Origin of the sequence: Tidjanibacter massiliensis, from assembly GCF_900104605.1 — a bacterium.
Taxonomy (GTDB): Bacteria; Bacteroidota; Bacteroidia; order Bacteroidales; family Rikenellaceae; genus Tidjanibacter; species Tidjanibacter inops.
This window is the reverse complement of record NZ_LT629960.1, coordinates 18,694-43,297: the sequence shown is the minus strand read 5'-3', so window position 1 is coordinate 43,297 and position 24,604 is coordinate 18,694. Positions and strand designations below refer to the sequence as shown.

Annotated in this window: 23 protein-coding genes; 7 read left to right on the top strand and 16 right to left on the bottom strand. The window is 52.5% G+C overall.

The window, feature by feature from the left end; translation table 11 throughout:
* The first annotated feature begins 13 nt into the window (after positions 1-13).
* From glmS to rnhA, 7 genes are all read left to right on the top strand, one after another.
* Positions 14-1,858: a glutamine--fructose-6-phosphate transaminase (isomerizing) gene (gene glmS / locus BQ5361_RS01015; protein ID WP_035472924.1), complete on the top strand. Its 1,845-nt coding sequence runs from the start codon at positions 14-16 to the stop codon at positions 1,856-1,858.
* Positions 1,859-1,889: 31 nt separating this feature from the next.
* Entirely contained in the window at positions 1,890-3,086 is a 1,197-nt protein-coding gene (gene hflX, locus BQ5361_RS01010; protein ID WP_035472927.1) for a GTPase HflX, read from the top strand.
* Positions 3,087-3,182: 96 nt separating this feature from the next.
* The gene (gene upp / locus BQ5361_RS01005; protein WP_035472930.1) at positions 3,183-3,848 is read left to right on the top strand and encodes a uracil phosphoribosyltransferase; all 666 of its coding nucleotides are present in this window, start codon (positions 3,183-3,185) and stop codon (positions 3,846-3,848) included.
* Positions 3,835-4,365: a GNAT family N-acetyltransferase gene (locus tag BQ5361_RS01000; protein ID WP_035472931.1), complete on the top strand. Its 531-nt coding sequence runs from the start codon at positions 3,835-3,837 to the stop codon at positions 4,363-4,365. Before upp ends, BQ5361_RS01000 begins: the two co-directional genes overlap by 14 nt.
* Positions 4,366-4,593: 228 nt before the next feature.
* Positions 4,594-7,998: an isoleucine--tRNA ligase gene (ileS, locus tag BQ5361_RS00995; RefSeq protein WP_035472932.1), complete on the top strand. Its 3,405-nt coding sequence runs from the start codon at positions 4,594-4,596 to the stop codon at positions 7,996-7,998.
* Between the two features lie 183 nt (positions 7,999-8,181).
* Positions 8,182-8,568, top strand: a complete 387-nt coding sequence (locus BQ5361_RS00990; protein ID WP_022063204.1) for a TraR/DksA family transcriptional regulator — start codon at positions 8,182-8,184, stop codon at positions 8,566-8,568.
* 473 nt (positions 8,569-9,041) lie between these two features.
* Positions 9,042-9,512, top strand: coding sequence for a ribonuclease HI (gene rnhA / locus BQ5361_RS00985; protein WP_035472933.1), 471 nt, complete (start codon positions 9,042-9,044; stop codon positions 9,510-9,512).
* A gap of 667 nt (positions 9,513-10,179) precedes the next feature.
* On the opposite strand, the gene BQ5361_RS00980 is transcribed toward rnhA, so the two are convergent.
* The 16 genes from BQ5361_RS00980 to BQ5361_RS00910 form a co-directional block, all read right to left on the bottom strand.
* Positions 10,180-10,728 (bottom strand): hypothetical protein, encoded by a 549-nt coding sequence (locus BQ5361_RS00980; RefSeq protein ID WP_143047454.1) that lies wholly within the window; start codon positions 10,726-10,728, stop codon positions 10,180-10,182.
* Between the two features lie 448 nt (positions 10,729-11,176).
* Positions 11,177-11,914 carry a hypothetical protein gene (locus tag BQ5361_RS00975; protein ID WP_035472936.1) on the bottom strand — a complete coding sequence of 246 codons (738 nt, stop codon included), beginning with the start codon at positions 11,912-11,914 and terminating at the stop codon, positions 11,177-11,179.
* Between the two features lie 49 nt (positions 11,915-11,963).
* Positions 11,964-12,467: a hypothetical protein gene (locus BQ5361_RS00970; RefSeq protein WP_035472939.1), complete on the bottom strand. Its 504-nt coding sequence runs from the start codon at positions 12,465-12,467 to the stop codon at positions 11,964-11,966.
* 8 nt (positions 12,468-12,475) lie between these two features.
* On the bottom strand, positions 12,476-12,832 hold the full coding sequence (locus BQ5361_RS00965; protein ID WP_257526502.1) for a hypothetical protein: 357 nt from the start codon (positions 12,830-12,832) through the stop codon (positions 12,476-12,478).
* A 192-nt stretch (positions 12,833-13,024) separates the two neighbouring features.
* Positions 13,025-13,813, bottom strand: coding sequence for a hypothetical protein (locus tag BQ5361_RS00960; protein WP_052131041.1), 789 nt, complete (start codon positions 13,811-13,813; stop codon positions 13,025-13,027).
* Between the two features lie 7 nt (positions 13,814-13,820).
* The gene (locus BQ5361_RS10365) at positions 13,821-14,558 is read right to left on the bottom strand and encodes a hypothetical protein (RefSeq protein WP_083389215.1); all 738 of its coding nucleotides are present in this window, start codon (positions 14,556-14,558) and stop codon (positions 13,821-13,823) included.
* Positions 14,559-14,628: 70 nt separating this feature from the next.
* Complete coding sequence (locus tag BQ5361_RS00950) at positions 14,629-15,231, bottom strand: hypothetical protein (protein ID WP_071424880.1); 603 nt, start codon at positions 15,229-15,231, stop codon at positions 14,629-14,631.
* 80 nt (positions 15,232-15,311) lie between these two features.
* Positions 15,312-15,629, bottom strand: coding sequence for a DUF2958 domain-containing protein (locus BQ5361_RS00945; protein WP_071424879.1), 318 nt, complete (start codon positions 15,627-15,629; stop codon positions 15,312-15,314).
* A gap of 325 nt (positions 15,630-15,954) precedes the next feature.
* Complete coding sequence (locus tag BQ5361_RS00940) at positions 15,955-18,966, bottom strand: helicase-related protein (RefSeq protein ID WP_071424878.1); 3,012 nt, start codon at positions 18,964-18,966, stop codon at positions 15,955-15,957.
* Positions 18,967-19,095: 129 nt separating this feature from the next.
* The gene (locus BQ5361_RS00935) at positions 19,096-19,416 is read right to left on the bottom strand and encodes a nucleotidyltransferase domain-containing protein (RefSeq protein WP_035472942.1); all 321 of its coding nucleotides are present in this window, start codon (positions 19,414-19,416) and stop codon (positions 19,096-19,098) included.
* On the bottom strand, positions 19,413-19,862 hold the full coding sequence (locus tag BQ5361_RS00930; RefSeq protein ID WP_035472945.1) for a nucleotidyltransferase substrate binding protein: 450 nt from the start codon (positions 19,860-19,862) through the stop codon (positions 19,413-19,415). The genes BQ5361_RS00935 and BQ5361_RS00930 overlap by 4 nt, the downstream gene beginning before the upstream one ends.
* 79 nt (positions 19,863-19,941) lie before the next feature.
* Positions 19,942-20,859, bottom strand: a complete 918-nt coding sequence (locus tag BQ5361_RS00925) for a hypothetical protein (RefSeq protein WP_071424877.1) — start codon at positions 20,857-20,859, stop codon at positions 19,942-19,944.
* Positions 20,860-21,184: 325 nt separating this feature from the next.
* The gene (locus BQ5361_RS00920; RefSeq protein ID WP_071424876.1) at positions 21,185-21,466 is read right to left on the bottom strand and encodes a DUF4120 family protein; all 282 of its coding nucleotides are present in this window, start codon (positions 21,464-21,466) and stop codon (positions 21,185-21,187) included.
* Positions 21,467-21,824: 358 nt separating this feature from the next.
* Positions 21,825-22,952, bottom strand: coding sequence for a hypothetical protein (locus tag BQ5361_RS00915; protein WP_071424875.1), 1,128 nt, complete (start codon positions 22,950-22,952; stop codon positions 21,825-21,827).
* 34 nt (positions 22,953-22,986) lie between these two features.
* Positions 22,987-23,190, bottom strand: coding sequence for a hypothetical protein (locus BQ5361_RS10480; RefSeq protein ID WP_143047453.1), 204 nt, complete (start codon positions 23,188-23,190; stop codon positions 22,987-22,989).
* A gap of 310 nt (positions 23,191-23,500) precedes the next feature.
* The gene (locus BQ5361_RS00910) at positions 23,501-24,604 is read right to left on the bottom strand and encodes a DUF6047 family protein (protein ID WP_071424874.1); all 1,104 of its coding nucleotides are present in this window, start codon (positions 24,602-24,604) and stop codon (positions 23,501-23,503) included.

The window sequence follows — 24,604 nt, the reverse complement described above, 5'->3', positions numbered from 1 at the left end:
CCGACATCGCCTTATGTGTGGAATAGTAGGATACGTGGGAAGCAAGGACGCTTACCCCATACTGATAAAGGGGCTCCACCGGCTCGAATACCGCGGGTACGACAGTGCCGGCATCGCACTGATAAATCCGGCAGGAAAACTCAACGTCTACAAATCGAAAGGAAAGGTAACCGAACTCGAACACTTCGTGGAGGACAAGGATATTTCCGGTACGATAGGCATCGCCCATACGCGCTGGGCCACGCACGGAGAGCCCAACGACGTGAACGCCCATCCCCACTATTCGGAGAACGGCTCGATAGCGCTCATTCACAACGGCATCATCGAAAACTACGGGGTACTGAAAGCCATGCTCGCGGAGAAAGGCTACACCTTCCGCAGCGAAACCGACACCGAGGTACTCGTACAGTTCATCGAATACCTGCACACGGAGAACCGGTGCACGCTGTTCGAAGCGGTACAGGCGGCACTGAACCAGGTCATCGGAGCCTATGCCATCGCAGTGCTCGACCGCACCAACAACGATGAAATAATCGCGGCACGCAAGAGCAGCCCGCTCGTGGTAGGCATCGGCGAAGGCGAATACTTCCTCGCCTCGGACGCCACGCCGATTGTGGAGTACGTGAAGGACGTGGTGTATCTCAATGACGGCGAAATTGCGGTCATCAATCGCCACAAACCGCTCAAAGTAGTGAATCTCAACAATATCGAATCAAAAATCGATATCCGCAAGCTGGAGATGAACATCTCGGAGCTCGAAAAGGGCGGTTACCCGCACTTCATGCTCAAGGAAATCTTCGAACAGCCGCGTACCATTACCGACTGCATCCGGGGCCGCATCAACGTGAAGGGCACGAACGTGGTGCTGTCGGGCATCCTCGACAACAAGGAGCGGTTCCTCAATGCCCGGAGAATCATCTTCGTGGCGTGCGGTACGTCGTGGCACGCGGGCCTCATCGGCGAATACCTCTTCGAAGACCTCTGCGGCATCGAGGTAAAGGTCGAATATGCGTCGGAATTCCGCTACCGGAATCCGGTCATCCATTCCGACGACGTGGTGATAGCCATCTCGCAGTCCGGAGAAACGGCAGATACGCTGGCCGCCATCGAGCTGGCCAAAAGCAAGGGGGCTTTCGTCTACGGCATATGCAACGTGGTCGGCTCTTCGATAGCCCGTGCGACACACTCCGGAACCTACATCCACGTCGGACCGGAGATAGGCGTAGCCTCCACCAAAGCCTTTACCGGACAGGTCACCGTACTGGTCATGATGGCGATGATGCTGGCCAAGATGAAAGGACTCATCGACGAGGAGAAGTATCGGGAAGTGCTGCGCGGTCTGATAGCCATGCCCGACAATATCAAGGAGGTACTCGACCAGCACGAACACATCCAATCGGTGGCTTCGATATTCACCTATGCCCGTAACTTCCTCTACCTCGGTCGAGGCTGCAACTATCCCACGGCCATGGAGGGGGCACTGAAACTGAAGGAGATTTCCTACATCCATGCGGAGGGGTGCCCTGCCGCCGAGATGAAGCACGGCACCATCGCGCTCATCGACCAAGAGATGCCCACCATCGTCATCGCGACCAACGGCAGCGTGTACGAAAAGACCATCAGCAATATCCAGGAGATAAAGGCACGCGGCGGCAAGGTCATCGTTGTCGTCACCGAGGGCGACTGCATCGTGGCTGAGATGGCGGACTACTGCATCTGGATACCGAAAACCGCCGAATGCATCACGCCGCTGCTCTCCTCGATACCGCTGCAACTCTTCGCCTACTACATCGCAGTAAACAAGGGGCGCAACGTAGACCAGCCGCGCAACCTGGCCAAATCCGTGACGGTAGAGTGACGACCGCTGCGGACAACCGAAAGAATCGACTATGGAAACAACCGGAAAAGAAGCGATACAGCCTGAACGGGCCGTCCTCGTGGCGGTCGTCCGGGAGAGGCAGGAGGTGAGCCAGAGCGAGGAGTACCTCGACGAGCTGGAGTTCCTCGCCGAAACGGCCGGCATCACCACCGTGAAACGTTTCATGCAGAAACTCCCCTCCCCCAATTCGCGTACCTACGTGGGTTCCGGCAAGCTGGAGGAGATAGCAGCCTGGACGGCGGAGAACGAAATCGGCGTTGTCATCTTCGACGACGAACTGTCGCCCTCGCAGACGCACAACATCGAGAAGGCACTCGGCCGCCGCATCACCGACCGCACGCGGCTCATTCTGGACATCTTCGTCCAGCGGGCACAGACGGCCTATGCCAAAACACAGGTGAAGCTGGCACAGTACGAATACATGCTGCCACGCCTGACAGGCATGTGGACACACCTGGAACGACAGCGAGGCGGTACCGGAACACGAGGCGGAGCGGGCGAACGCGAAATCGAGACCGACCGCCGCGTCATCCGCAACAACATCGCCAAACTGAAGGAGGACCTGAAGAAAATCGACCGCCAGATGGCCGTCCAGCGCAGCAACCGCGGCAGCCTGGTACGGGTTTCGCTCGTAGGATACACCAACGTCGGAAAATCCACGCTGATGAACCTGATAAGCAAAAGCGACGTATTCGCCGAGAACAAACTCTTCGCCACGCTCGACACGACCGTACGCAAGGTGGTGCTCGACAACCTCCCTTTCCTGCTCTCCGACACGGTGGGCTTCATCCGCAAGCTGCCGACGCAACTGGTGGAGTCGTTCAAATCGACGCTGGACGAGGTACGCGAGGCCGACCTGCTGCTCCACGTGGTGGACATTTCACACCCTAATTTCGAAGAACAGATAGCGGTAGTACGGGAGACGCTGCGCGAAATAGGGGCCAGCGACAAACCGGTCTTCATGGTTTTCAACAAGGTAGACGCCTTCCGTTACAAACCGAAAGAGGAGGATGACCTCACGCCCGCCACCCGCGAAAACCTGTCGCTCGACGAGATTAAGCGCAGCTGGATGGCCAAGGGGGATACTCCGTGCATCTTCATCTCGGCCAAAGAGCGGCTCAACATCGACAAGCTGCGGACAGACCTCTACGGTATGGTAAGGGAAATCCATGCGGGACGCTATCCGTTCAACAACTTTTTGTATTAACTTTACCACGACGGTGTTCCGTTCCTGCCGGGACATGCAACACGCTCCGGCAGACGGAAGCCGGCACTTCACACTCCCGCTTAAAACAGAACGGCCATGGTACACATCCTTGACAGAGAGAACACGATACTCAACCGCTTCATCGCGGAGATACGCGATTCCCGCATCCAGAAAGACCGGATGCGGTTCCGCCGCAACCTCGAACGGTTCGGCGAAGTGATGGCTTACGAAATCAGCAAGAGTTTCCACTATTCGCCTCGGACGGTGGAGACGCCGCTCGGCGAAGCCGAAGTGATGCTGCCCGACGAGGAAATCGTACTCGCCACCATCCTCCGTGCCGGCATTCCCTTCCATCAGGGATTCCTCAACTATTTCGACGACGCCTCCTGCGCCTTCGTATCGGCCTACCGCCGGTACAGCAAAGACGGTACGTTCAACATCCGCGTGGAATACGTCTCGGCCGGCGACCTCACCGACAAGACGCTGCTGCTCGTAGACCCCATGCTGGCCACGGGGTCTTCGCTCGTGCTCGCCTACGAGGCGCTCGTGGAGCGCAAGGGAAGGCCGGCGAAACTGCACGTCGCCGCAGGGATAGCGAGCGAGGAGGGCGTCGAGTACGCTCTCAGACACTTGCCTGCCGCCGATACCACCATCTGGTGCGGGTCGGTAGACCAGGAACTCACGGTACACTCCTACATCGTACCGGGATTGGGCGATGCGGGCGACCTCGCATATGGAGCTAAACAGGATGAACTGCAATAGCGGCCTGCCGGTAGCCATCCGCCGGGCAAGACCCGAAGAGCTCGGACAAATCATGGAAATCGTGGCGGATGCCGCCGCTTTCATGCACGCCAACGGCAATCCCGGCCAATGGCGCGACGGTTATCCCGGCCGCGAACGAATCGCCGCCGACATCGCGGGAGGATACTCCCATGCAGCCATCGACGCGACAGGCACGATGGTCGCCACATTCTGTTTCATGCCCTCGCCGGAACCCAACTATGCGACCATCCGCGACGGCGCCTGGCAGGACGGAAGTCCCTACCATGTCATCCACCGCCTGGCCTGTGCGGTACGGGGCCAGGGCATCGCCGCCCGATGCATGGCATGGTGTCTGGAACAGGACCGTCACCTGCGTGCGGATACCCACCGCGACAACATCCCGATGCAGCGTCTGCTGCTTCGGTTCGGTTTCCGTCCGGTCGGCACCGTCTTCGTGGAGGACGGCACACCGCGCATCGCTTTCGAACACAGCGACAACTTCTCTACAAAACAGTAGACAACAGACGTTTCCGTCCTATTCACCGCCCTTTTCTTCTCCATCCGTGACGCCAGCGTCTCCGCAACCGTTGCGCTTTCCGGCACCGACCGACGCGTCGAAAGGTACCGGAGCAAATTCATCGCACTCCTTCCCCCGACAAGCGGACACGGAACGGCCGAGACAACGCGCCGTTGCCATTCTCTGCAATTTTATATAACTTTGTGGTTTCAAAGATTCGTAGCATATATGAGCAGCAGAAAATTCAACGAGTACAAGGGGCTCGACCTGCCGCAACTGGGCAGGGAAGTCCTCGAAGTGTGGGACAGAGAGAACACGTTCGGACGCAGCATCACCGAACGCGAAGGAGCACCGGCTTTTATCTTCTACGAAGGGCCGCCTTCGGCCAACGGACTCCCCGGCATCCACCACGTCCTCTCGCGTACCATCAAGGATACTATCTGCCGCTACAAAACCCAGCAGGGCTATCTCGTCCGCCGGAAGGCGGGATGGGATACCCACGGCCTGCCTGTCGAACTGGGCGTGGAGAAGAAGCTCGGCATCACGAAAGAGGACATCGGCCACAAGATATCCATCGAAGAGTACAACCGTACCTGCCGCGAAGCGGTCATGGAGTTCACCGGCGTCTGGGAGGAGCTCACCCGCAAAATGGGATATTGGGTGGACATGAAACACCCCTACATCACCTACGAAAACAAATATATCGAAACGCTGTGGTGGATGCTGAAACAGCTTTTCGATAAGGGCCTGCTCTACAAGGGATATACGATACAACCTTACTCGCCTGCCGCGGGTACGGGCCTCAGCAACCACGAGCTCAACCAGCCGGGATGCTACCGCGACGTGAAGGACACGACCTGCACGGCGCAGTTCGAAATCATCCGCGACGAGCGGAGCGAATTCCTGTTCGATGACGCACAGGGTACGCTCTACTTCCTCGCATGGACCACGACGCCCTGGACGCTGCCCTCCAACACGGCGCTCGCCGTGGGCGACAACATCGAATACGTGCGTGTGAAATGCCTCAATCCCTACACGCAGCAGCCCCAGACGGTCATTCTCGCCAAAGAACTGCTTCCAGCCTATTTCACTCCGAAGATGGAGGGAACGTACAGCATCGGGGAACGGATTTACAAGGGTTCGGAACTGGTCGGAATACGCTACCGGCAGCTCATCGACTGGGTGAAGCCGATGGGCGACGCCTTCCGCGTCATCTCCGGCGACTACGTGACCACGGTGGACGGTACGGGCATCGTACATATCGCCCCCACGTTCGGCGCCGACGACGACCGCGTAGGTAAACAGGCGGGCATCGTGCCGATGTATGTCGTAGACAGGGCGGGCAAGAACCAGCCCATGGTGGACCGCCGCGGCCGTCTGTTCCGCATCGAGGACATGGACCCCGACTTCGTTGCGAAATACGTCGATGCGGAACGCTACCGCGAATGGGCCGGCCGTTTCGTGAAGAACGCCTACGACCCGTCCCTCGGTCCGGACGACCCCACGCTCGACATCGACATAGCCGTCATGCTCAAGGGCGAAGGCAAGGCGTTCAAGATAGAAAAACACACCCACTCCTATCCGCACTGCTGGCGCACGGACAAACCCGTGCTTTACTACCCGCTGGATTCGTGGTTCATCCGGACGACGGCCCTGCGGGAAAGGCTCATGGAGCTCAATGATACCATCGACTGGAAACCCGCCTCGACCGGGACGGGCCGTTTCGGGAAGTGGCTCGAAGGGCTCGTGGACTGGAACCTCTCCCGTTCCCGCTTTTGGGGCACGCCGCTGCCGATATGGGCGACGGAAGACCGCTCCGAACTCAAGTGCATCGGTTCGGTGGCGGAGCTGCGCGCGGAAGCGGAGAAAGCCGTAGCCGCGGGAGTCATGAAAAGCAACCCGCTGGCGGCGTTCCGCGAAGGAGACTTCTCGGAGGAGAACTACAACATCTTCGACCTGCACCGTCCCTATGTGGACGACATCGTCCTTGTATCGGACAAGGGCGAACCCATGCGGCGCGAAAGCGACCTCATCGACGTCTGGTTCGACAGCGGCGCCATGCCCTATGCCCAGGTGCATTATCCGTTTGAAATCAGCCGCGAAGAGTTCCTGAAACGCTTCCCGGCGGACTTCATCGCCGAAGGAGTGGACCAGACGCGGGGATGGTTCTTCACGCTACATGCTCTGGCCGCCATGCTCTTCGATTCGGTCGCCTTCCGGAACATCATCTCCAACGGTCTGGTGCTCGACAAAAACGGCAACAAAATGAGCAAGCGGCTCGGCAACGCCGTAGACCCGTTCGACATAATGGACAAATACGGGCCGGACGCCGTGCGCTGGTACATGATATCCAATTCGCAGCCGTGGGACAATCTCAAGTTCGACCCGGAAGGGGTGGATGAAGTACGGCGCAAATTTTTCGGTACGCTCTACAACACCTACAGTTTCTTCGCCCTCTATGCCAACGTAGACGGCTTCAACGGTCAGGAACCGGAAATACCCGTGGCCGAACGCCCCGAAATTGACCGGTGGATAATCTCGCTGCTCAACACGCTCGTGCGGGAGGTGAGCGACAGACTGGAGGATTTCGACCCCACGCCTGCAGCACGCCTCATTCAGGAGTTCGTCGGCGAGAACCTCTCCAACTGGTACGTACGACTGAACCGCAAACGCTTTTGGGGCGGCGGCATGAGCACCGACAAACTGGCCGCCTACCAGACGCTCTACACCTGCCTCGAAACCGTTGCCCGGCTCATGGCACCCTTTGCGCCCTTCATGGCCGACCGGCTGTTCGGCGACCTGAATGCCGTGAGCGGAAGATACCGGGATTCCGTACACCTGTGCGCTTTCCCCACGGCCGACGCCTCCCTGATAGACGGGGAACTGGAGGATACGATGTCCATCGCCCAGCGCGTCTCCTCGATGGTGCTCGCCCTGCGCCGCAAGGTGAACATCAAGGTACGCCAGCCGCTGACCAAGATTCTGATACCGGTGCTCGACGAAAAGACGGGACGGCACATCGAGAAGGTCCGTAGCCTCATCATGAACGAGGTGAATGTCAAGGAAGTAGAGCTCATTACCAACACCATGGGCCTCATCACCAAACGCATCAAACCCAACTTCAAGACACTCGGCCCGCGTTACGGCAAGCAGATGAAACAGATAGCCGCACTCGTGGCATCATTTTCGCAGGAACGGATTGCAGCCATCGAGGCGAACGACAGCTTCTTCCTCGAAATAGACGGCCGGCAGTTGCCCGTGACGCGCGAAGACTTCGAGATAACCTCCGAGGATATGCCCGGATGGCTCGTGGCAACGGAAGGAAAGCTGACGGTGGCACTGGACGTAACCGTAACCGAAACGCTGCTCCGCGAAGGTATCGCCCGCGAACTCATCAACCGCATCCAGAACATCCGCAAAGAGAGCGGCTTCGAAGTGACGGACAAGATTCGCGCGGAGATAGGCCGATGCGACCTCGTAGAGGGGGCCGTCACGGATTTCGGCACCTACATCGCCTCGCAGACGCTCGCAGTGGAATTGAAACTAGCCGATACGCCGGCGGGCGACTTCGTTCACGACGTGGACATCGACGAGCATCCGGTCACGATAGCGGTTACGAAAGCCACCGCCTGACGGCCGGCACACAACGGCTTCTGCCGGATACCCGGTCGCGCGGAGGTGCACTGCAATAATAATGCGATGCAGAAAAGCGTTATGGCAAGGATATAGGAGATAATTTCACGCACCGGCTTGCATTTATGCCCGGAAGTGGTTATCTTTATAATATCGGAATTAAAAACCAAATAAGATACGGATATGTCAGAAGTCGAAAAAACCAGATACTCGGACGAGGAACTTGCCGAATTCAAGGCCATCATCCTCGACAAGCTCGAAAAGGCGAAAGCCGACTACGAATTGTTGCGTTCGTCCATCACCCACACGATGAGCAACGATACGGAAGATACGTCGCCCACCTTTAAAGTGTTGGAAGAAGGGGCCGCTACCCTCTCGAAAGAGGAGTCGGGCAGGCTCGCCCAGCGACAGCTCAAATTCATACAGCATCTCGAAGCGGCTCTCGTGCGTATCGAGAACAAGACCTACGGAATATGCCGCGAAACGGGCAAACTGATTCCGAAAGAGAGACTCAAAATCGTACCGCACGCTACGCTGAGCATCGAGGCCAAAGAGAGCCACAACAAATAGGAGAGCAAACGCACGGAAACCGTGTACGCAGCTCGTTGCCCGACAGGAACAAGGGATGGAAAACAATCCCCTGTTCCTGTTTTCATCTGCAGCGACCGCCCGCCATAGGAAAGTATCGCTTCCGGGATGCCGCCGGAAACAAGACGCGGCATTCCACACGCATACCATACGAAACGCCTCATCCGAGGCTGTCCATACACAGGGAGAACCTCTCTGTTGTTTCCGAATATCCTCAACCGCTTCGCCCCGTTACACGAACGGAACAACCTCTCTTGCCCGAGCCTCCCGAAGGCGAGAAGAGAACGCCAAGACTCTCGGGACAATCCGCCCCACCCCCTTCGAGAGCAGAAACGCCTTTTCGCTCCCGCCCTTTCGCTTCCCTCTTTTTACGAGCAGGAAACGGGCCATGCACGGCAACGGCATTTTTATCGTATCTTTGCCGGACGACCGCAACAGGCGGAACGACGATTGACATGGCGAACAACAAGATAACCATCTATACCGACGGGGCGGCACAGGGTAATCCCGGCAGAGGAGGGTACGGTGTGGTACTGCTTTCTCCGCCCTATCGGAAAGAGCTCAGCGAAGGATTCCGTCTTACCACGAACAACCGCATGGAGCTGCTGGCCGTCATCAAAGGATTGGAGACCCTCAAATTCGACGGCTGCGAAGTCACCGTCTTTTCCGATTCCCGCTACGTGGTCGATGCCGTCACCAAAGGATGGGTGTTCGACTGGGAAAAGAAAAGTTATAAAGACAAGAAGAATCCGGACCTGTGGCGGCGGTTCATGGTGCTTTACCGCAAACACCATGTACGGTTCGTATGGGTGAAGGGACACGACGGCAATCCGGAAAACGAACGCTGCGACCGGCTGGCCGTGGCAGCCGCCAACAGCGGCGACCTGAAAGAAGACGCAGGCTATACAGGGAAAGAGGAGGGATAGCAAACGGGGCGCTCCGCAGCCATCGCTCCGGTCCATCTTCCCGGCACTACATGCCGACAGGAAACACGGATAGGATACGGTTCCCGCCCCAGATAAAGCCGAGCATGGCTCCGAAGCCATGTTTCCCTGCGCTGCACCGGGACACGGATTATCCGCCACAAAACAAACGCGATTTTCGATGCCCTATCACCCCGGCTCTCTGAGAATGCCACAGAAGGCTCGGAAACGGCGAGCTCCAATATAAACCGATGATTTCTCACCTGTTCGGCAGAATCACAGCCGAGCAACCAAATACCGCATCAAAGTTTAGCTCGCTCATGACAGAAAAACCCCACATGTTTTCTGTCCATTCTCCCGCCTCTACGGTTGTATTATACAAGCTTCTACCACAACATCCGAACGTTTCATCTTATAAGCGGCGAATGTTGTAGATCGTCCTTCTACATCAAAAATCACAGCGCCTGGTAATCAGCTATATACAAAACTATGTAACAAATATGTAGCAAATTTTACCAGCCTAATGCGGAGAGAAAATCAACAAATTCAACTTATGTTAATTTTGTGTTATCCAGTCATTTAAGCCTTAATGACGACTCTAAATGCAAAAATAACAAATAATTAGATATATTCTGTTATTCTCAATCAAAATATCAATATTGATATACGTTTATACAAAGAGGTATTTATCGGAGAGCCTATCCGCAACATCGGAACATTCCTTGTCCAACCTGAACTCAATTACGAGTATGCTGTCATCATCGTGTTCCGCGTTATAGATATCCAACAATCGGTTCATCTCTTCAATATTGTGTATCTCGGTCCCGATTTTCTCGGAAAGGAATTGAAATACCTCCTCCCAATTCGAATAGTAATACGACTCTTGATAACCATTTTCCACCTTAATGCGCGGCAGATATTCACTATTGACATCATTGGTCCCGTAGTAGCCCATTCCGGGTTCTTCCGAGCGGTAGTAAATAAAGACGGAGGGGTATTTGAACTGAATGAATTTTCGTAAGTCGTCAAATTCGCCCCAGGCAGTCATAGTGTCGAAACGGACGACTGTATAGTTGTGGTTGATCGAAAGATTGCCGAACTCGCCTCGGCAGCTTATTTTGTGATAGTCACCACCCAGAATCGTTACGAGATTTCCCAGCCAAGTATTGCCGAATCCGTTTTCAATAAGGGATTTTTCACTGTCCTCCAGCGATTTCATCTTTTTGTATAAGTCGCGTATATCTTTTTTATCTCCCACAGCGACATAGGAGGTCCAACACCAATTAGGCATAGTTTTATCGATTAATAAGTTAGTTAATAGATTTGTCTTAATAGGATTTGTTATTGTCGCGTCATTCGAGCGCTTTCAATTTCGGTTTCATCAGGAATCTCCTTTCCCGTATAAGGGATATAAGTAGGTATGCTGCCAAAGAAGATTTCAAGTTCGGGTTTCAGACAATGTTCTTTTCAGCTTCTTCCTGTGGCAATTTCGGAAGCATCGGACACCGGACTCTACGGAGGAATAGTTGCATTGGTCGAAACAGTATTGCCACACTGCCGACATGCTTCATAGAGGAAGGTTTCGTATTCGAACCCGATAAATTCTTTCGTGTTAGGAGCGACAACGGCGGCATACTTGACGGTGGTCCCACCACAAAGACTGCATACTAATTTTCTTGAATGAGTTTTTCTGCATCGTTTGCATCCATCGTTTCGGAGAGTTTTTCGTACAGGGCTTCGGCCATAGCGAAGCATCCGTCGAGTTTCGGCTTGGCTTTGCCTTTCGTGCGCGAGTAACGAATACTGTTTCGGGAGAGTTCGGTTACGCTTCGGCACAGGGTCCCATGTGTGCGAAGCGGTATGGGAATCCGCTTGAATTTGCACAGCCCGATAAAATTCTCGCTGGAGATGTATTCCCCAGCGAGGAACCTGGTCCCTGCCAACCGTAACTGTTCGCGCTGCTGCTCTTCGACTTGTCGTCGCTGCTCCTCTTTCCGGCGTTTCCGCTCCTCGTCCTCTCGCTGCAAGCGTAGCCGACGTTCTTCCCGGTAACGGATCAAAGGTGCCGCATCGAGGCCCAGTTCTTCATAAATCCGCACGAGGAGGAGTTGCAGATGTCGTCCTTCCTGCATGGTCTGCTCGATGGTCCGGTGGAAGTTTTTCAGGACTTCGGCTCCGGTAGCGACTACATCCTTATCAGCGAGAAATCGACGATTGTAAGTACCGTATTCGAAAAAGACGTCTTCCAGTTGCAGGACGATGGCAATCATATCGTCCTCTTCACGATATTGATCCTTCTGTTGAAGGTAGGTGTACACGCCCTCGCCGACTTTTTCCAGTTCAGCATAATGCCAGACGACCTGATTGGGATTCGAGCGGCTGTAACACAAAAATTTCGTTTTCATAGAATCGATTATATAATCTTGTTATAATTGCATTTTGCCGTTTTTGGATTTAAGCGTTTTGGACCAACAGCCAAAAAGCGTCGAACAGTTCCACGACGCATAGGTCAGAAACCGGTACCATCCACAGTCTGCCGTCGTCGTAGTCCAACAGAGCATAGAGTACATCTTGGTTCACTCGGAATCCGTACACGCAGCAAGCATCGTGATTTTCGTCGCTGATTCGGACGAAGTATCCTTCGGTTTCGAAATTTTGGTCTTCGAACTGAACGACGAGACTCTGCATCTGCTCCACCAGCTCTTTGTCGCGTATGCGGTTACGATGCTCCTGCATGGCAAGGTGCTCCCTGTCCTCATCGGAAATCGGGCATACGATTGTCAAGTAGTGGGCGGAGACATCCCGCGTGTTCTCTCCATCCCCGATACGGATGATACGCTCGCTTTCCGATTTGTCCGCATTGATTTTGTCTTGTGAATCCAGCACCTCATACTCGCCGGACTCCTCGCAGATCGGGTCGTTCCACCAGACCCGCTGTCCTTTCTTGAATGTTGTCATGATTTCGTTTATTTTGTTTCGTCGGGAATTTCCTTTCCCGAATAAGGGTTATAGAGCGGCGTATTGCCCACCGCTTCAGCGTCGATAGCGAAAGCTCCGAGATTCACGTCATAGAAAAGCTCCAATTTCTGCGGTGTCGAAGCCACGTATTTTTCAGCCTCTTCCCGCGATAATCCCGAAAGCATCAGACTCCGGACGCGACGACGGAACATCCCGGGGTTGACCCTCGGGGTCGTGACGACCTCGATCACTTCGCCTGCATCGTCCGTGATGGCTATGCAGTCGTTTTGAGAGCTATTCTGCCAGATATTGCGACACAATGCCACCTCCTGTTTTTCGATTGATAATGTTTTCTGTTTACTCATGTATTGTAATTTTTTGTATTTCATTAACATACAATAGAATAGAATGTAGAAATTAATTTCTGCGCTCTCCGATCATTTTGAATATGGATGACTATGATTCTGTCTGTCGGGCTTTGCGAATGACGGCGTGCATTCGGTGCGGCTTTCTTCCCGCCGTTCCAGCTTTTTTCGAGCGTAGTTCTTGGCATATTATCAGCTTTCGATGTTGCAGAGTGGAACCCATACGGCCTGATAGCCGAAGTCCATGATACCTTTCTTGTCGTTGATAGGTTCGTTCAGCGTATCGGTCGATTCATCAGAAAAGAGATACGGCTGCGACTCGGGCCAACGAAGCGGCTTATAACAGACGTTTGCGGCTGGACCTTTTTGAAAATATCGGATATAGTCGTATTCCGGTACATAGCGGGCACCGTTATCCTTGCTCTGGAAACTGGGATATCCGATGTCGTTTTCCTCAAAATACGCAGTGTCGTCCGGGAACTCCACCAATACGTATGGACTATCGTGCCTTGTTCGTGCTGTCCGCAGCTTCTCTTCCGTGAAGTTGTCTATCTCGTCAAGGTATTCTATGGTGCTCCAGTCCGTATTCTCGTGTCGGCGGGAGAACTCGTCGGCCCAGCCGATAATTGTGCGGACCGTTTCGCGGGAGTTAGATGACAGCCGATATTGTCGTCGGCCGACTTCATAAGCGATATCGACCAGTGTTTCGGAGTAATCACGCAAGGAGACATTGCCCGGAAATTCTACGGGGTGCCTGGCTGTAAAAGTTGCGATAGCTTCGGCAAAAAGGCCGTACAGGATTTTGTCACGCAGCAGAAAGGCTTCTTCGCGTGTGATACCCTGTACGGTAGACTCGTGGCCGTCGATGAACAGTTGGAGTTCGCCCTGATGCAGCACGTCCTCGCGCTCGTGGTAGTTCGGAACATTCGCCTCGATGAAATTCCAGAATGAATCTGTGATAGATAAGTCGCTATTTTTCATTTGTTTATTATTTTTGAGACCATAACAGTGTCTTTTCCTCGATTGACAAACTTTCCCACCAGTTGTCACAAACATCTACGAAATCTTGATAACCATCTTCAGGGTCAAAGTCGTCCTGACGGTAGCCGGTAATGCGCTCCATCTGCCGGAAGTCCAGACCGTGCCACCACTCGTCGAGGTTTTGCAGTAATTCGCTTTCTCGGATTGGGTAGGTATTTTCGTTGCAGTTACAACAGTAATTTTCATCGCGGTTATATGCCTGCGAATACGCCTCACAGGTGTTGGTATCGACCCAAATTTGTTCCTGCACGGCGAGCGAGCCGCACACCTCGCAGCGCCACGGGTTGTCGATGACAAGGCCGTGCTTCATGAGCCAACGGACGATGCACAGTAACCCTTCTATCTGGATATGTTCGAGAGGTTCGTTGAAATCTTCGCCCGCTTCGCCGTTCAGAGTACAGAGCAGGCGGCCCTTCTCGTCGATAAAAAGTTCGTATACCGTGGCGGCTGCATAACCGCCGTATGTACCGAACGAGTCGTTGTGGGTAATTACGATGGGTGCAGTATCGTACTGTTCGAGCGTCTGGTCATGGGCATAATGTTTACCCAGGTTTTGATAGAATGTACCTAAGATTCGATGTTTGGCCACGGCATTCTGAATGAGGCTGAAGGCTTCGTTCCGAATTGCGGTCAGACGGCGGGTAAGGCTCGTAATGAGGACAGGTTCTGTTTTCATGTCGTTCATAGATACAGTTGGTAATGGCAATGCACCTGTATTGAGAATCGTCCAGTATTGGATATAGATATTTCGGTTGTCAGTAGCTATACCCGAGAAACATGGAAAATGCTTCCTGCGGTTGCTCTTGTGCAATACCAACATAATATTCCTGCCATTGCGCCGTACATTCGGTATGCCTGACCGTAAATCGCAGGATGGCGTGCTGTTCGCCCAGATAATCGAATGTGGAAAGGACCTCGCGTTGTATCGTTTCCCTCTGGCAATCCCGCCAATTCATGTAATCCGCACCCGATAGAGGTCTGTCAGCGAAGCCTGAAATCCACTTTCCGAATCCATCTTTGGAAACTTCAGGATATTGTTCCCGGACAGCCGCCCAAGCGTCGGCGCTTGCTTCTTCCAGAGTCGGATAAGGAGTCGGAAATTCCGTGCGGTCGTTGCCGTCGCGGGCTACGGGATTCCATTCCGCATCGCAAAGTATGAAGACGACGCCCGGCACGATTCGGCCGCTGCGTTCGCAATATCCATACGGAGCGTCGCAAAGCGTCCACCACGTATGTTCGTCGAAAGTATCGCGGCCGACATACTGTCTGCCCCCGTTGATATGTTTCACTTCCCAAACTTCCTTGCAGTCTCCCGCATCGATATACAGGAGTCGGGCTTTGTATTCTTTATCACTCATAATAACTGAAAATTAAATCTATAAAGCAGCCTGTGCCGCAGAATCTGCGACGCAGGCTTTGGTATTTTGAACACTCTCTGTCAGTAAGCCAGTTCTGCCACCATTGCGTTGTTACCGATGTAAAGGTCTCGTTCGGTGGTCAATCCGAACGGTCCTCGTAATGCTTGCAATTCGGAAAGCATAAGAGTTCCCCATTCCCACTCGTAGCCGAGGGTACAGTAGCCATACAACATCCAGTCACCGTCCGGTTGCTGTTCGGCTTCGGTTATGAGCCATGTCGCCGCACCCCACGGAGTGAAATATTTGACCAGCACCGTAGCGTCGATTCCTTTTTTGTCCTGTGAACGGAAAGGATGCTTTTGGAATTTCTTTTCGATTTCTTTGGTTATCAATCTCATGATTAAATGCTTGAAAAAAATTAATACTATATCCCGATTCAGCCGTCCGGCTGTTTTCGGTTTTCGGCACGAATGGTAACGGACGGGGCCAGAGGCGATCCGGCAAGGCTTTCGGCAATAAAAAACAGCACCTCTTTGGGTGCTGTTTTTTTGCCGAAACTCGTCTTGGCCTTGTCCGGTCGCCGCCCGTCCGGTACTTTTGTCGCCGAAACCGAATGGCAGCCGGACGCAAAGACGGGTATTCCTCACGTCTATCCATGCTGCTTCGGAACATCGACTGATTTGCCGCGACCGAGTATGTCAATATCGAAATGGAGTTATCGACTTATGCCGCAACGATACGCTGGTTGCCCCACGATACGTACAACTTGCCGTCGTTGTCCCGTTGGCGTGTCAGCAGTTTTTCGATAAGGGAGGGCGTTAGGTCGAACTCCTCGAATATTTCGGACTCCTCTCTTATCTCTCCGAGTTTAATGAACTCGTTCAGCCGCTCTTTGGTCGTTACGAGTGCCAACAGGTTTTGTTCGATGGATTCGTCGTAGGTTACGAGATGTACCCGTTTTTTCTGCTCGGAATCCAAGCGTATGAAGCGAAAATAGAACTGCTCCATGCGGGGAATGTTCCACTGGAGGGATTCGAGGATTATGTCGTCGCAGGAAGGGATATTGACCGAACTTTTGAGTGCTTGTTGTGTGCAGACCAATATCCCGTCCGTCGTCCGGTCGAATCGGTCGATAATTCTTCTCCGTTTTTTGAATGATTGCCGGCCATGAACCAAAAATAGAGGCCTGTTCGGAATTATCGCCGAGACATAATCCTCATACATCTCCAACGCATCAAGTGTAGTACATCCTATAGCTACTTTTTGCGGTATATTCCGGACCATTGCAGCTATATGTCTTACTTTCTCCGGGAACGGTTCTCCCGTATATCCGGGCATGGTATTGGCAATCGAGCATGCTTTTATCATCAGAATGATCTGTCGTACGATTTTCATTGCGGCGTCTTTGCGAGTGTCGCCCGTACTATTGAAAAAGAGGTTGCATATCTGACAAAATTCTGTGAGAATCTTTTCATAAACGGCTTTTTCTCCTGCACAGGGAAGAACTACATGATTCTTGATTTCGTATTTTTCACCGGCAAATTCCCGGAACTTACGTGTCAGCACCGTTTTGGCATTAAGCTCCCACAGAACTTCTTTATTGTATATATCCTGATTGTGCTTTTCGATGCCGAAGACGGTTACTTTACCGGGGCAAAAACAGGATTTGAACAGCGAGGCTCCGCCGTATGCGGGGAACGGCTCGCCGTAAAATTCGTTGGGAGAGTCTTCTATTTCGTGTGTTTCCCGATCTTGGTGATAGACTTTGGAACACCAGCACATCATATTCACCGAATTGTTATAGAGCAACGATAGCTGGCTGTACTGTTCGGCTACGTTGTTGCGTGTGGTTGTACCCGTTGCCAGTATTTTGTACGAGCAACGACGAAACAGATTGAGCGTATTGCGTGTACGTTGCGAGGTGTCGTTGGTCAGTTCGTCCGATTCGTCGAAGATTAAACATAGTTTGTTGGAGTGGCTCTTTACGAATCGTTTGAGCCAATATTTCAGTTTCCCGAGCATGGAAACCGAAATGACGATAAACTCTCCCGGTCGGATATTTTCCAGATGCCGGGGCTGCGTAATGCGGGTATATCGTTTTTTCTGCCGAGTCAGAAACGGCTCCCAGGTCATTTCGATCGCCAGCGCCGGAGCTACGACGATGGTGTTGTGTACACGCTTGAGGGACCGGATGTATTTGGCGAAGTGGTATGCTACGGCTGTCTTGCCCGACCCCTGCTGCCAGTTGAGCAGGTTGAAGCGTTTCTGGAAAAGCCAGTTCATATCGTGCCGTTGCAGGTCGGTAAACCGGCACCGCTTGCCGTCCTTGTTTACGAACGACAAGCCCTCGATATATTCAGTCAGACGACCATCCTGCGGCATCTGAAAATAAGGAATGCTTTGTCGCAGATATTCCCGGTGTTTTCGCCCGATCACTCGCCGCGCCGCGCGATACTGCTTTTCGATGTCGGGTGTCCGCCACGCTCCGGCATCGGGCAGACCGCCGTTATTGATTGTAAGTTTATAAATGGGCACTTCCCGGACAGCGATGTCGTCGAGAAGGTGCGGGGCGTATGCTTTCAGCTTGTAAGAGTAATTGGTTTTCACCAGTGCGACTTTTCGCTGCGGCACGAAGTGTTGCTCCCGGACGTATCGTCGCAATATGGCCAGCACTTTCGCATAGGTGAGCTTCGAGCGCTGGTACTCTTCATATTGCGTTTTCGACGCATTCTCGGGCGGGGTCTGGCTGCGGAATTTCGATACGAGTGCTATGGCCTGTTCGTATTTCGGCCGCAGGTGCGGATGGGTCTTGATTTCATACAGATACTTCGTCATCGTGTATTCGAATGCTTGCTCTTCTTCGAGTTCTATGCGGTTTGTTTCCTGTCGTAATTTCAGTTTCAGGGAACATTTGATTTCCCGGAAGCGTGCGATCCGCTCGCGGAGCTGTTCCTGCGTAATAAATTCGTCCTCCCGATACGGGCGGCTTTCGATATGTGCGGATTCCCGGGAGAATACCACCAGCTTGGTCGCAAACTCCGCGACGCCGAGATCTTCGAAAGTATCCTGCGGCAGCTTCGTCTGTCCGAGAAATGAAAAACAGTTGTCGATGTAGCGTATCTGGGATTTGTCCCAAAATTCGTTTTGCAGGAAGGAATACGGCACGATGCACAGGAGCAGACCTGCGGGTTTCAATACACTATATGCTTTCCGGAAATAGTAGAACTGCGAAGAATCGTTGCCGAATTTCAGATTGAAAGGCGGATTTCCGAGCAGCAGATCGAACAGCATGGCTGGCTCGTACTGTTGCATGTCCTGCACGGCAATATGCGCTTCTGGATATAGATAACCTGCAACTTTTACTGCACGAGGATCTATGTCGAAGCCGTAAGCGTTGTGTAGGTTAGGCAGGAAATTGAAGAAGTTGCCCATTCCGCAGCCCATATCGAGAACGGTTTCCGTCGGGTCCGAAGCCGCAAGCGATACGATCTGGCGGCAAAGGGCGTGGGGCGTGAAAAACTGTCCCTGCTCGAACTCCCGTTTGGCGCAGGCATATTCGTGGTAATTGGCAAACTGGTCGGGATTGAGGTCGTGCAACCCGCCCACACCCGTGTAACAGTTGTAAATGGTTTGCCGGGGAATTCTGTTTTCGCCGGATTCGATGTCGGCGAGGATTTTTTCGTTGATTTCCGCACGCCTGGCCTGCGGAATTGATTGTGGAATTATTTCATACATGGTCAATAAAACAAAAAGGCCATACACGACTTGGGTGTATGGCTCGAAAATTTATGATAATGAAATTATGGCAGTTCGATGATGAACTCCGCAAGAGTATGGACTTGACAGTAAAAACAGGAAGAGCAGCTAAGGCTGCTCTTCTTTCCTACGATCATATATGACAATACCGACTCTTCGGATATGCTCTATTAAATCCGGACTATCCAAATCTTTGTAAAGCGATATGTCGAACAGATACGGCAATAACAAATCATCAATAGTAAGTATGACCCGATAAAGATCCATAAATTCCAACTTGTCTCCGGACAAAACGATATCTACATCGGAAAAAGGTTTGTAATTGCCTTTGGCTCTGGAGCCATATAGTATGACTTGTTCGATATTCTCTTCGCAAGAAAACACATGATGCAGTTTTTTTAACGCATCTTCTGACAATCCGTATTTCATTGCTCGAAAAGATTGATTCCCGGCTCTAAAAGAGAATTCATTTTTCTCTCGAACTCCACGAATAGAGGAAAATAGATTTCGGAAATATTAGCGGTTATTTTATCTGCCGATTCGTCATTGTAGGTATGCGATGTAAGGTTTCGGTCTACGATTGAATGCATCCACCTCTCATCGGTTATAATTCCTATTTGCAGGGCTTGGCGAATGGCATCCCGCGATCCGCGAATATCGTGATAACCCTGATATTCCTCGTAATCTTTCATCACCTTCCACGCCATTTCGTGTGTATATTCGAAACGTTGTATAAGTCCCTCTTGCAACAGTTCATCTATATCGTGCCCCATGTGCGACTCTTCGGTCACTATTTCAACGGCTGCTGCGAGTTTCCGCAGCGCTTTACGATAATTTGAAAACCGTTGTTGCCAACGTATATCTTGCTGTTCCATGTTGTCGTATTTTACGCTTGTTTTGCAAATATAACAAATTTTCACGCTTTGGAAACAATACTCATAGGATATGAACTATTTATGATTTCCGTATCGTTCCGAGCTTCAGAGCCACGAAACAATCCAGCGCTTCCCTCGCCGATGGGAAGCGTATGTCGATACGACCATTCTTATAAAATTTGATCTCGCAGCCTTTCGAGTTCTGGATTTGATACCAAATACTTGTATCAACTTCGTGCGACCGTAATCCTACAATATCGTTGCTACTTCCCGTCAGCAACCCGCTGCGGTGCATGATGACAGCGGTACAAATGTCGGATACGATTTTTTCTTTTCCATATGCTATCGAACATCTGGGAGTAGAACTTTTCATCCAAAAGTCATCGAAAAGATAGGTTACGGGAAATACGACCGTCGCTCCTTTCAAAGCCGGAGGATAATATTTGAGGTCTTGCAACAGTCGTTCGATAATCTCCTGTTCCGCTTTAGCCTGAAAACTTTTACCGTCCAAATAGTCGAGAACGTGTCGGAGGCAATTCTCGTAATACGGTCTGAAGTCGATGCGGAGCGTATCGGAACCGAGGTTGAAAGACGGAATTGTGAGGTTGTATTTACGATTGAAATAATCGGTAATCATCGTGCAGAGTCGCCTGCAAGCAGCATCGTGCAAATATACGATTTTGTCGATACTCTCGAACGGCAGAAACAAGAACTGATCGAAAGGTGTTCGTTTCGTCTTATCTCGCGGTAACTTATAGGTCACCTTGCTGTCGGGAAGAAAATCGACGGAGTAATCCTGTAGCAACTGTGCTTCGAAGCGCACCTCGTCGTATTTTTTGCCCAAGGCATCGTGAACATTGTCGAACTGGGTCTGTAACTGGCGGCAAAAGTCCGTGTCTTCTTCAGGAATAAGCGCTTGTCGATCCGCGGGAATTTCATCGAATATTGCAAGCAAATTCTGATTCTGACCGGTCTTTGGATAAGGTTTGTTTTCCATTTCGATAAATAGTTAAGTAATGTTGTTTATAATAGGAATTTTACAAGTACAGGTTTTTATGATGCGCTACCCACTCTAATCGTCATAGGGACGTCCTGTTTCGATATGGCGTTTTATGTCGATATTTCAGGTGTAGTCCGAGAATGTCCCAACCCGCTTTTCGAGCAGGTGCCGACAAATCACTATATTTGTATATCCCGATTCAGCCGGACAGTTGTTTTCGGGTTACGACACGAATGGTTTTTTTCTACATTGTGGAACCGGTTGTAAAAAGAAGGTGAGAAAGTGCGGTCGATCGACCGCACTTGTCTTCTCTATGCAAGTCTCAGGTGTGTGTTTGCCAGAGGTCGTCGTGATTGAACGTGACGGCACAGGACTGGTCGGGCGAGCCGTGGTACAGCAGGCCGCCGTTCATAATGAGCTGCCCGTCCGGGCCATATAAACTAAATCCAAACGAATATGGGGCGAAATCTCCGTAAAGAGATACTATGCGTCCGTCATGCTCCCAACTTTCGAGCTTGGCAAGACACTTCTGCAAGGACTTGTCGCCGAGTGTCGCGGCGTATTCCTGCGCTTCGCAAAGCCGTTCTTGGCATTTGATTATCATATTGTTGATGTTGTGTAATTAAACAAAATGTCCGCTCCCGAAAATTCGGGAGCGGACCGGTTATTGTGAACGATTTGTAATTTGGAGAGGTCGGACAGTTATTCGGCAAGCGTCCGGTTATGCTGTTCGACGATATCCGTAAAGATTTTGATTATCCCGTACAGTCGCTAATACAAGCATCCGAACATCCATAGAGGAATATCCGTTTAATTTGCAATGGTAGATTTAAGGTCGTTTCAAGTACAAATACAACAAAACACTTTTGTAAAAGCGAATTTCACTTATATCTTCACCTTTTCAAAAGTGTCGTTGGCTTCGGCGGTCCTTTATTTGTCAGTTTTCTCATATTCGATGCTGTTTATAATGCGCGGGCCATCAGCTCTCCGGATATCTCTTGCAACTCCCGGCTGCGTGCGGGAGCCAGCTCCCGAGCACAAGCTGTAATCGCCTGGGTGAGTTTCCAGAGCGTCGCACCGCCTGAAAGTCCGTCGTCGGGATTATTAGCCATCAAGAGTTTCTGTACGCCTTCGCCCTCCGTTTTCTGAAGCCGCCCTCCCTTGACCAGTTTCTTCAATTCCGCCTCGAAATCCACCTCAGCTTCCGAGGCGGCCTGTATCTCCAGCGATTTTTGCCGAAGGTTATTCGGGTCATAAAGATTGCGGGTATAGTCGCCGATGGCCGATACCATCGTCGCGGTATCGAGACGATACGTTCTATCGGAAAGCATCTGACTCTCCGAGAGGCGTGCTCCCAGATGAATCTGTTTCATCACGCTCTCGCGCACCATACCGTTCAGACACACGCCGTTCAGGAGGAACGTTCGCATCTCCACGGCACCGTCCCCGTAGTCGGACGTCGAGAAGCGTGCGCCCATGTATATGGCTACTGTTCCGTTCCGCTGCGTAGGGATACAGATCGGTTCCGGCATGATGGTTTCCACGTATATCTTGGTGTCGGTCATCAGTGCGTCGCACGGCACGCCGCCCTGAGCCGTTGCCGCCGAGAGGAAAGCCGTGACCAGCTCCACGCTGTTCAGACGGCGGTAGCTGTCCGACAGTACGCCGCGTACCTGATCGTCCACCGTCCGCACCAGCAGCCGGCTGCGCTCTGTCCACGATGAGTGCTGGTTGAGTATCTCTGCCGCGAGCCTGCGCTGCCAGGCGGCGCCTTCGGAGAGTTCCCGTAAATATTTGGCGGGTACGGCGACTTTCTCGGCCAACTGTCCCACGGCATTGCGATGCAGCCCGTATTTACGGCCGGCCATATTCATAATGAGCTTGTTGCCGTCTTCGAGAAATATTACATCGGGAGCGGCTTGCGTGCGGTTGGCCGCACCTATCGACGCCAGGTAGTCGTTCGCCGTGCCCGCCTCCTGCATAAGCCGCTGCATGGTCTGCCGGAACAACGGCTGGTTGTTGTCGATCATCCGGTGTACACGTTTGCGTGCCACCTCGTTAAGTCCTTGTTGTAATGTTGTCTTTTCCATGATTTGACCGTATAAGGTTTAACCTTTGATAACTTTAGCGGCGAAAGCATTTTCTCTTTCGTGATTCACCGATTTCTTCCTCTTGTTCCGGAATATCCGATTCGTCGAATCCGTATCCTGGTTCCGGTATCGGTGTATTGGATGAATTTTCAGCCTGGTCGCGCAGATGTTCTTCCCGGGTCCAATATTCCCGGGTCCAGTCTTCGCCGTTGATGTCTATGTTCCATCCTGGGTTCATAATGATGACTTTTAAGATTCAACAATTATTGATATGCTATTTTCACCGACGGGTTCGTCTCCCCGGCGTGTGGTACGGTTACGGGCGCATGGAGAACGGACGGGCGGCGAAAGCACAGCGCAGGGCAAGGCTTCGGGCATAAAAAAACAGCACCCTTGCGGTGCTGTTTTTTTGCCCGAACCGTCAGGCTCGGCCTTGCCCCTGCGCGGCCCGTCCGTTACCTTTGCTGCCCGGACCGGAAAACACGCCGGAAGACGAACGGAATCCCTCAGCTCTTTCCGCCTGCCATTTATCCGGATTTTCGACCGTATCATACTTTACGCCCCAAGCCCTTGGTTTCTCCTGCTGCATCGGGAATATGCAACGATACGCCATCCTCCAAATAATTTCGCTGCGACCGCCTGATATCCGGATATTCTTCCGCCAGAATCGTTCGGGCCTTTTCCCGGGCCTGCATCTGCAACTGCTCCAGGGATGACCGGTCATTGCAATTGGCTATGTTCTCTTCCAGCTCTTTGAAATCGGTTTTATGCGGAAAGATGTATCGCCACTCCGAGGAAAGCCTCTGCTTCGGATAGCCTTCTCGGGAGATGTGGTCCAGCAAAGCTATTTCGAACGCCCGCATGTCGACATTCAGAGAGATGTCTTCGCCCATACAGAAGCGGGTATAACACTCGCTCGTGGGGTGCAGGTCGTACTCTTTTACGAGGAATCCCTCTTTCAGAATATCGCTGTCAAGAAAAGCGTGAGCCGGGATATCCGTCAATTTGAAATTACGGCTGTAGTGATTGAAATTGAAGTTCAGAGCCGGAATGTGTTTCATCAGCACGGAGGTATCGAAAAAGGAATGCAGATTGTACAGACGGAGTGTTTCGGTCTGGATTTCCCGGTCGAAGAAGTGGTCGGCGATGTGCTGGTGCAAGCTCCGGTATGCGTCGCAGCCCACCGTTTCGCTCATGTCGTAAAGCAAAACGCGGTTGGGAGCCAGTTCCACGGCACGGACTGAAGGGAACGACCGGGGTTCCGTTTCTCCGAGGACCAGCTCCCGGTCGCTGCCTTCCGTAGAAAGCGGGTCTATTCCGCTGCGGCGGCAGAGCGCGGCATTGCGCAGGGCAACGACGTTGGCGGGGCGCAGCTCCGCCAACGTGTCGAGATGACGTAGCCGATGATGGTAATCGCTGTGGTCGCGCCCGGTTTCGAGTGTCGGGAGCAGGCCGCCATCGGGAATGATATATCGAAAAACCCAGTCGTCGGGTACCGGAGCATCCGTCTGCAGGGAAGCGTCCAGCAAACTGTCGATGAATCGCCGGAAGTCGTCTTCGCCGGTCCGGTCGCGGATGATGCGTACGCAGTCCGTCTTGCCGTCAGGGGCAACGCACAGAAAAAGGGTCGCCGGTTTAGTGTTTTCGCGCAT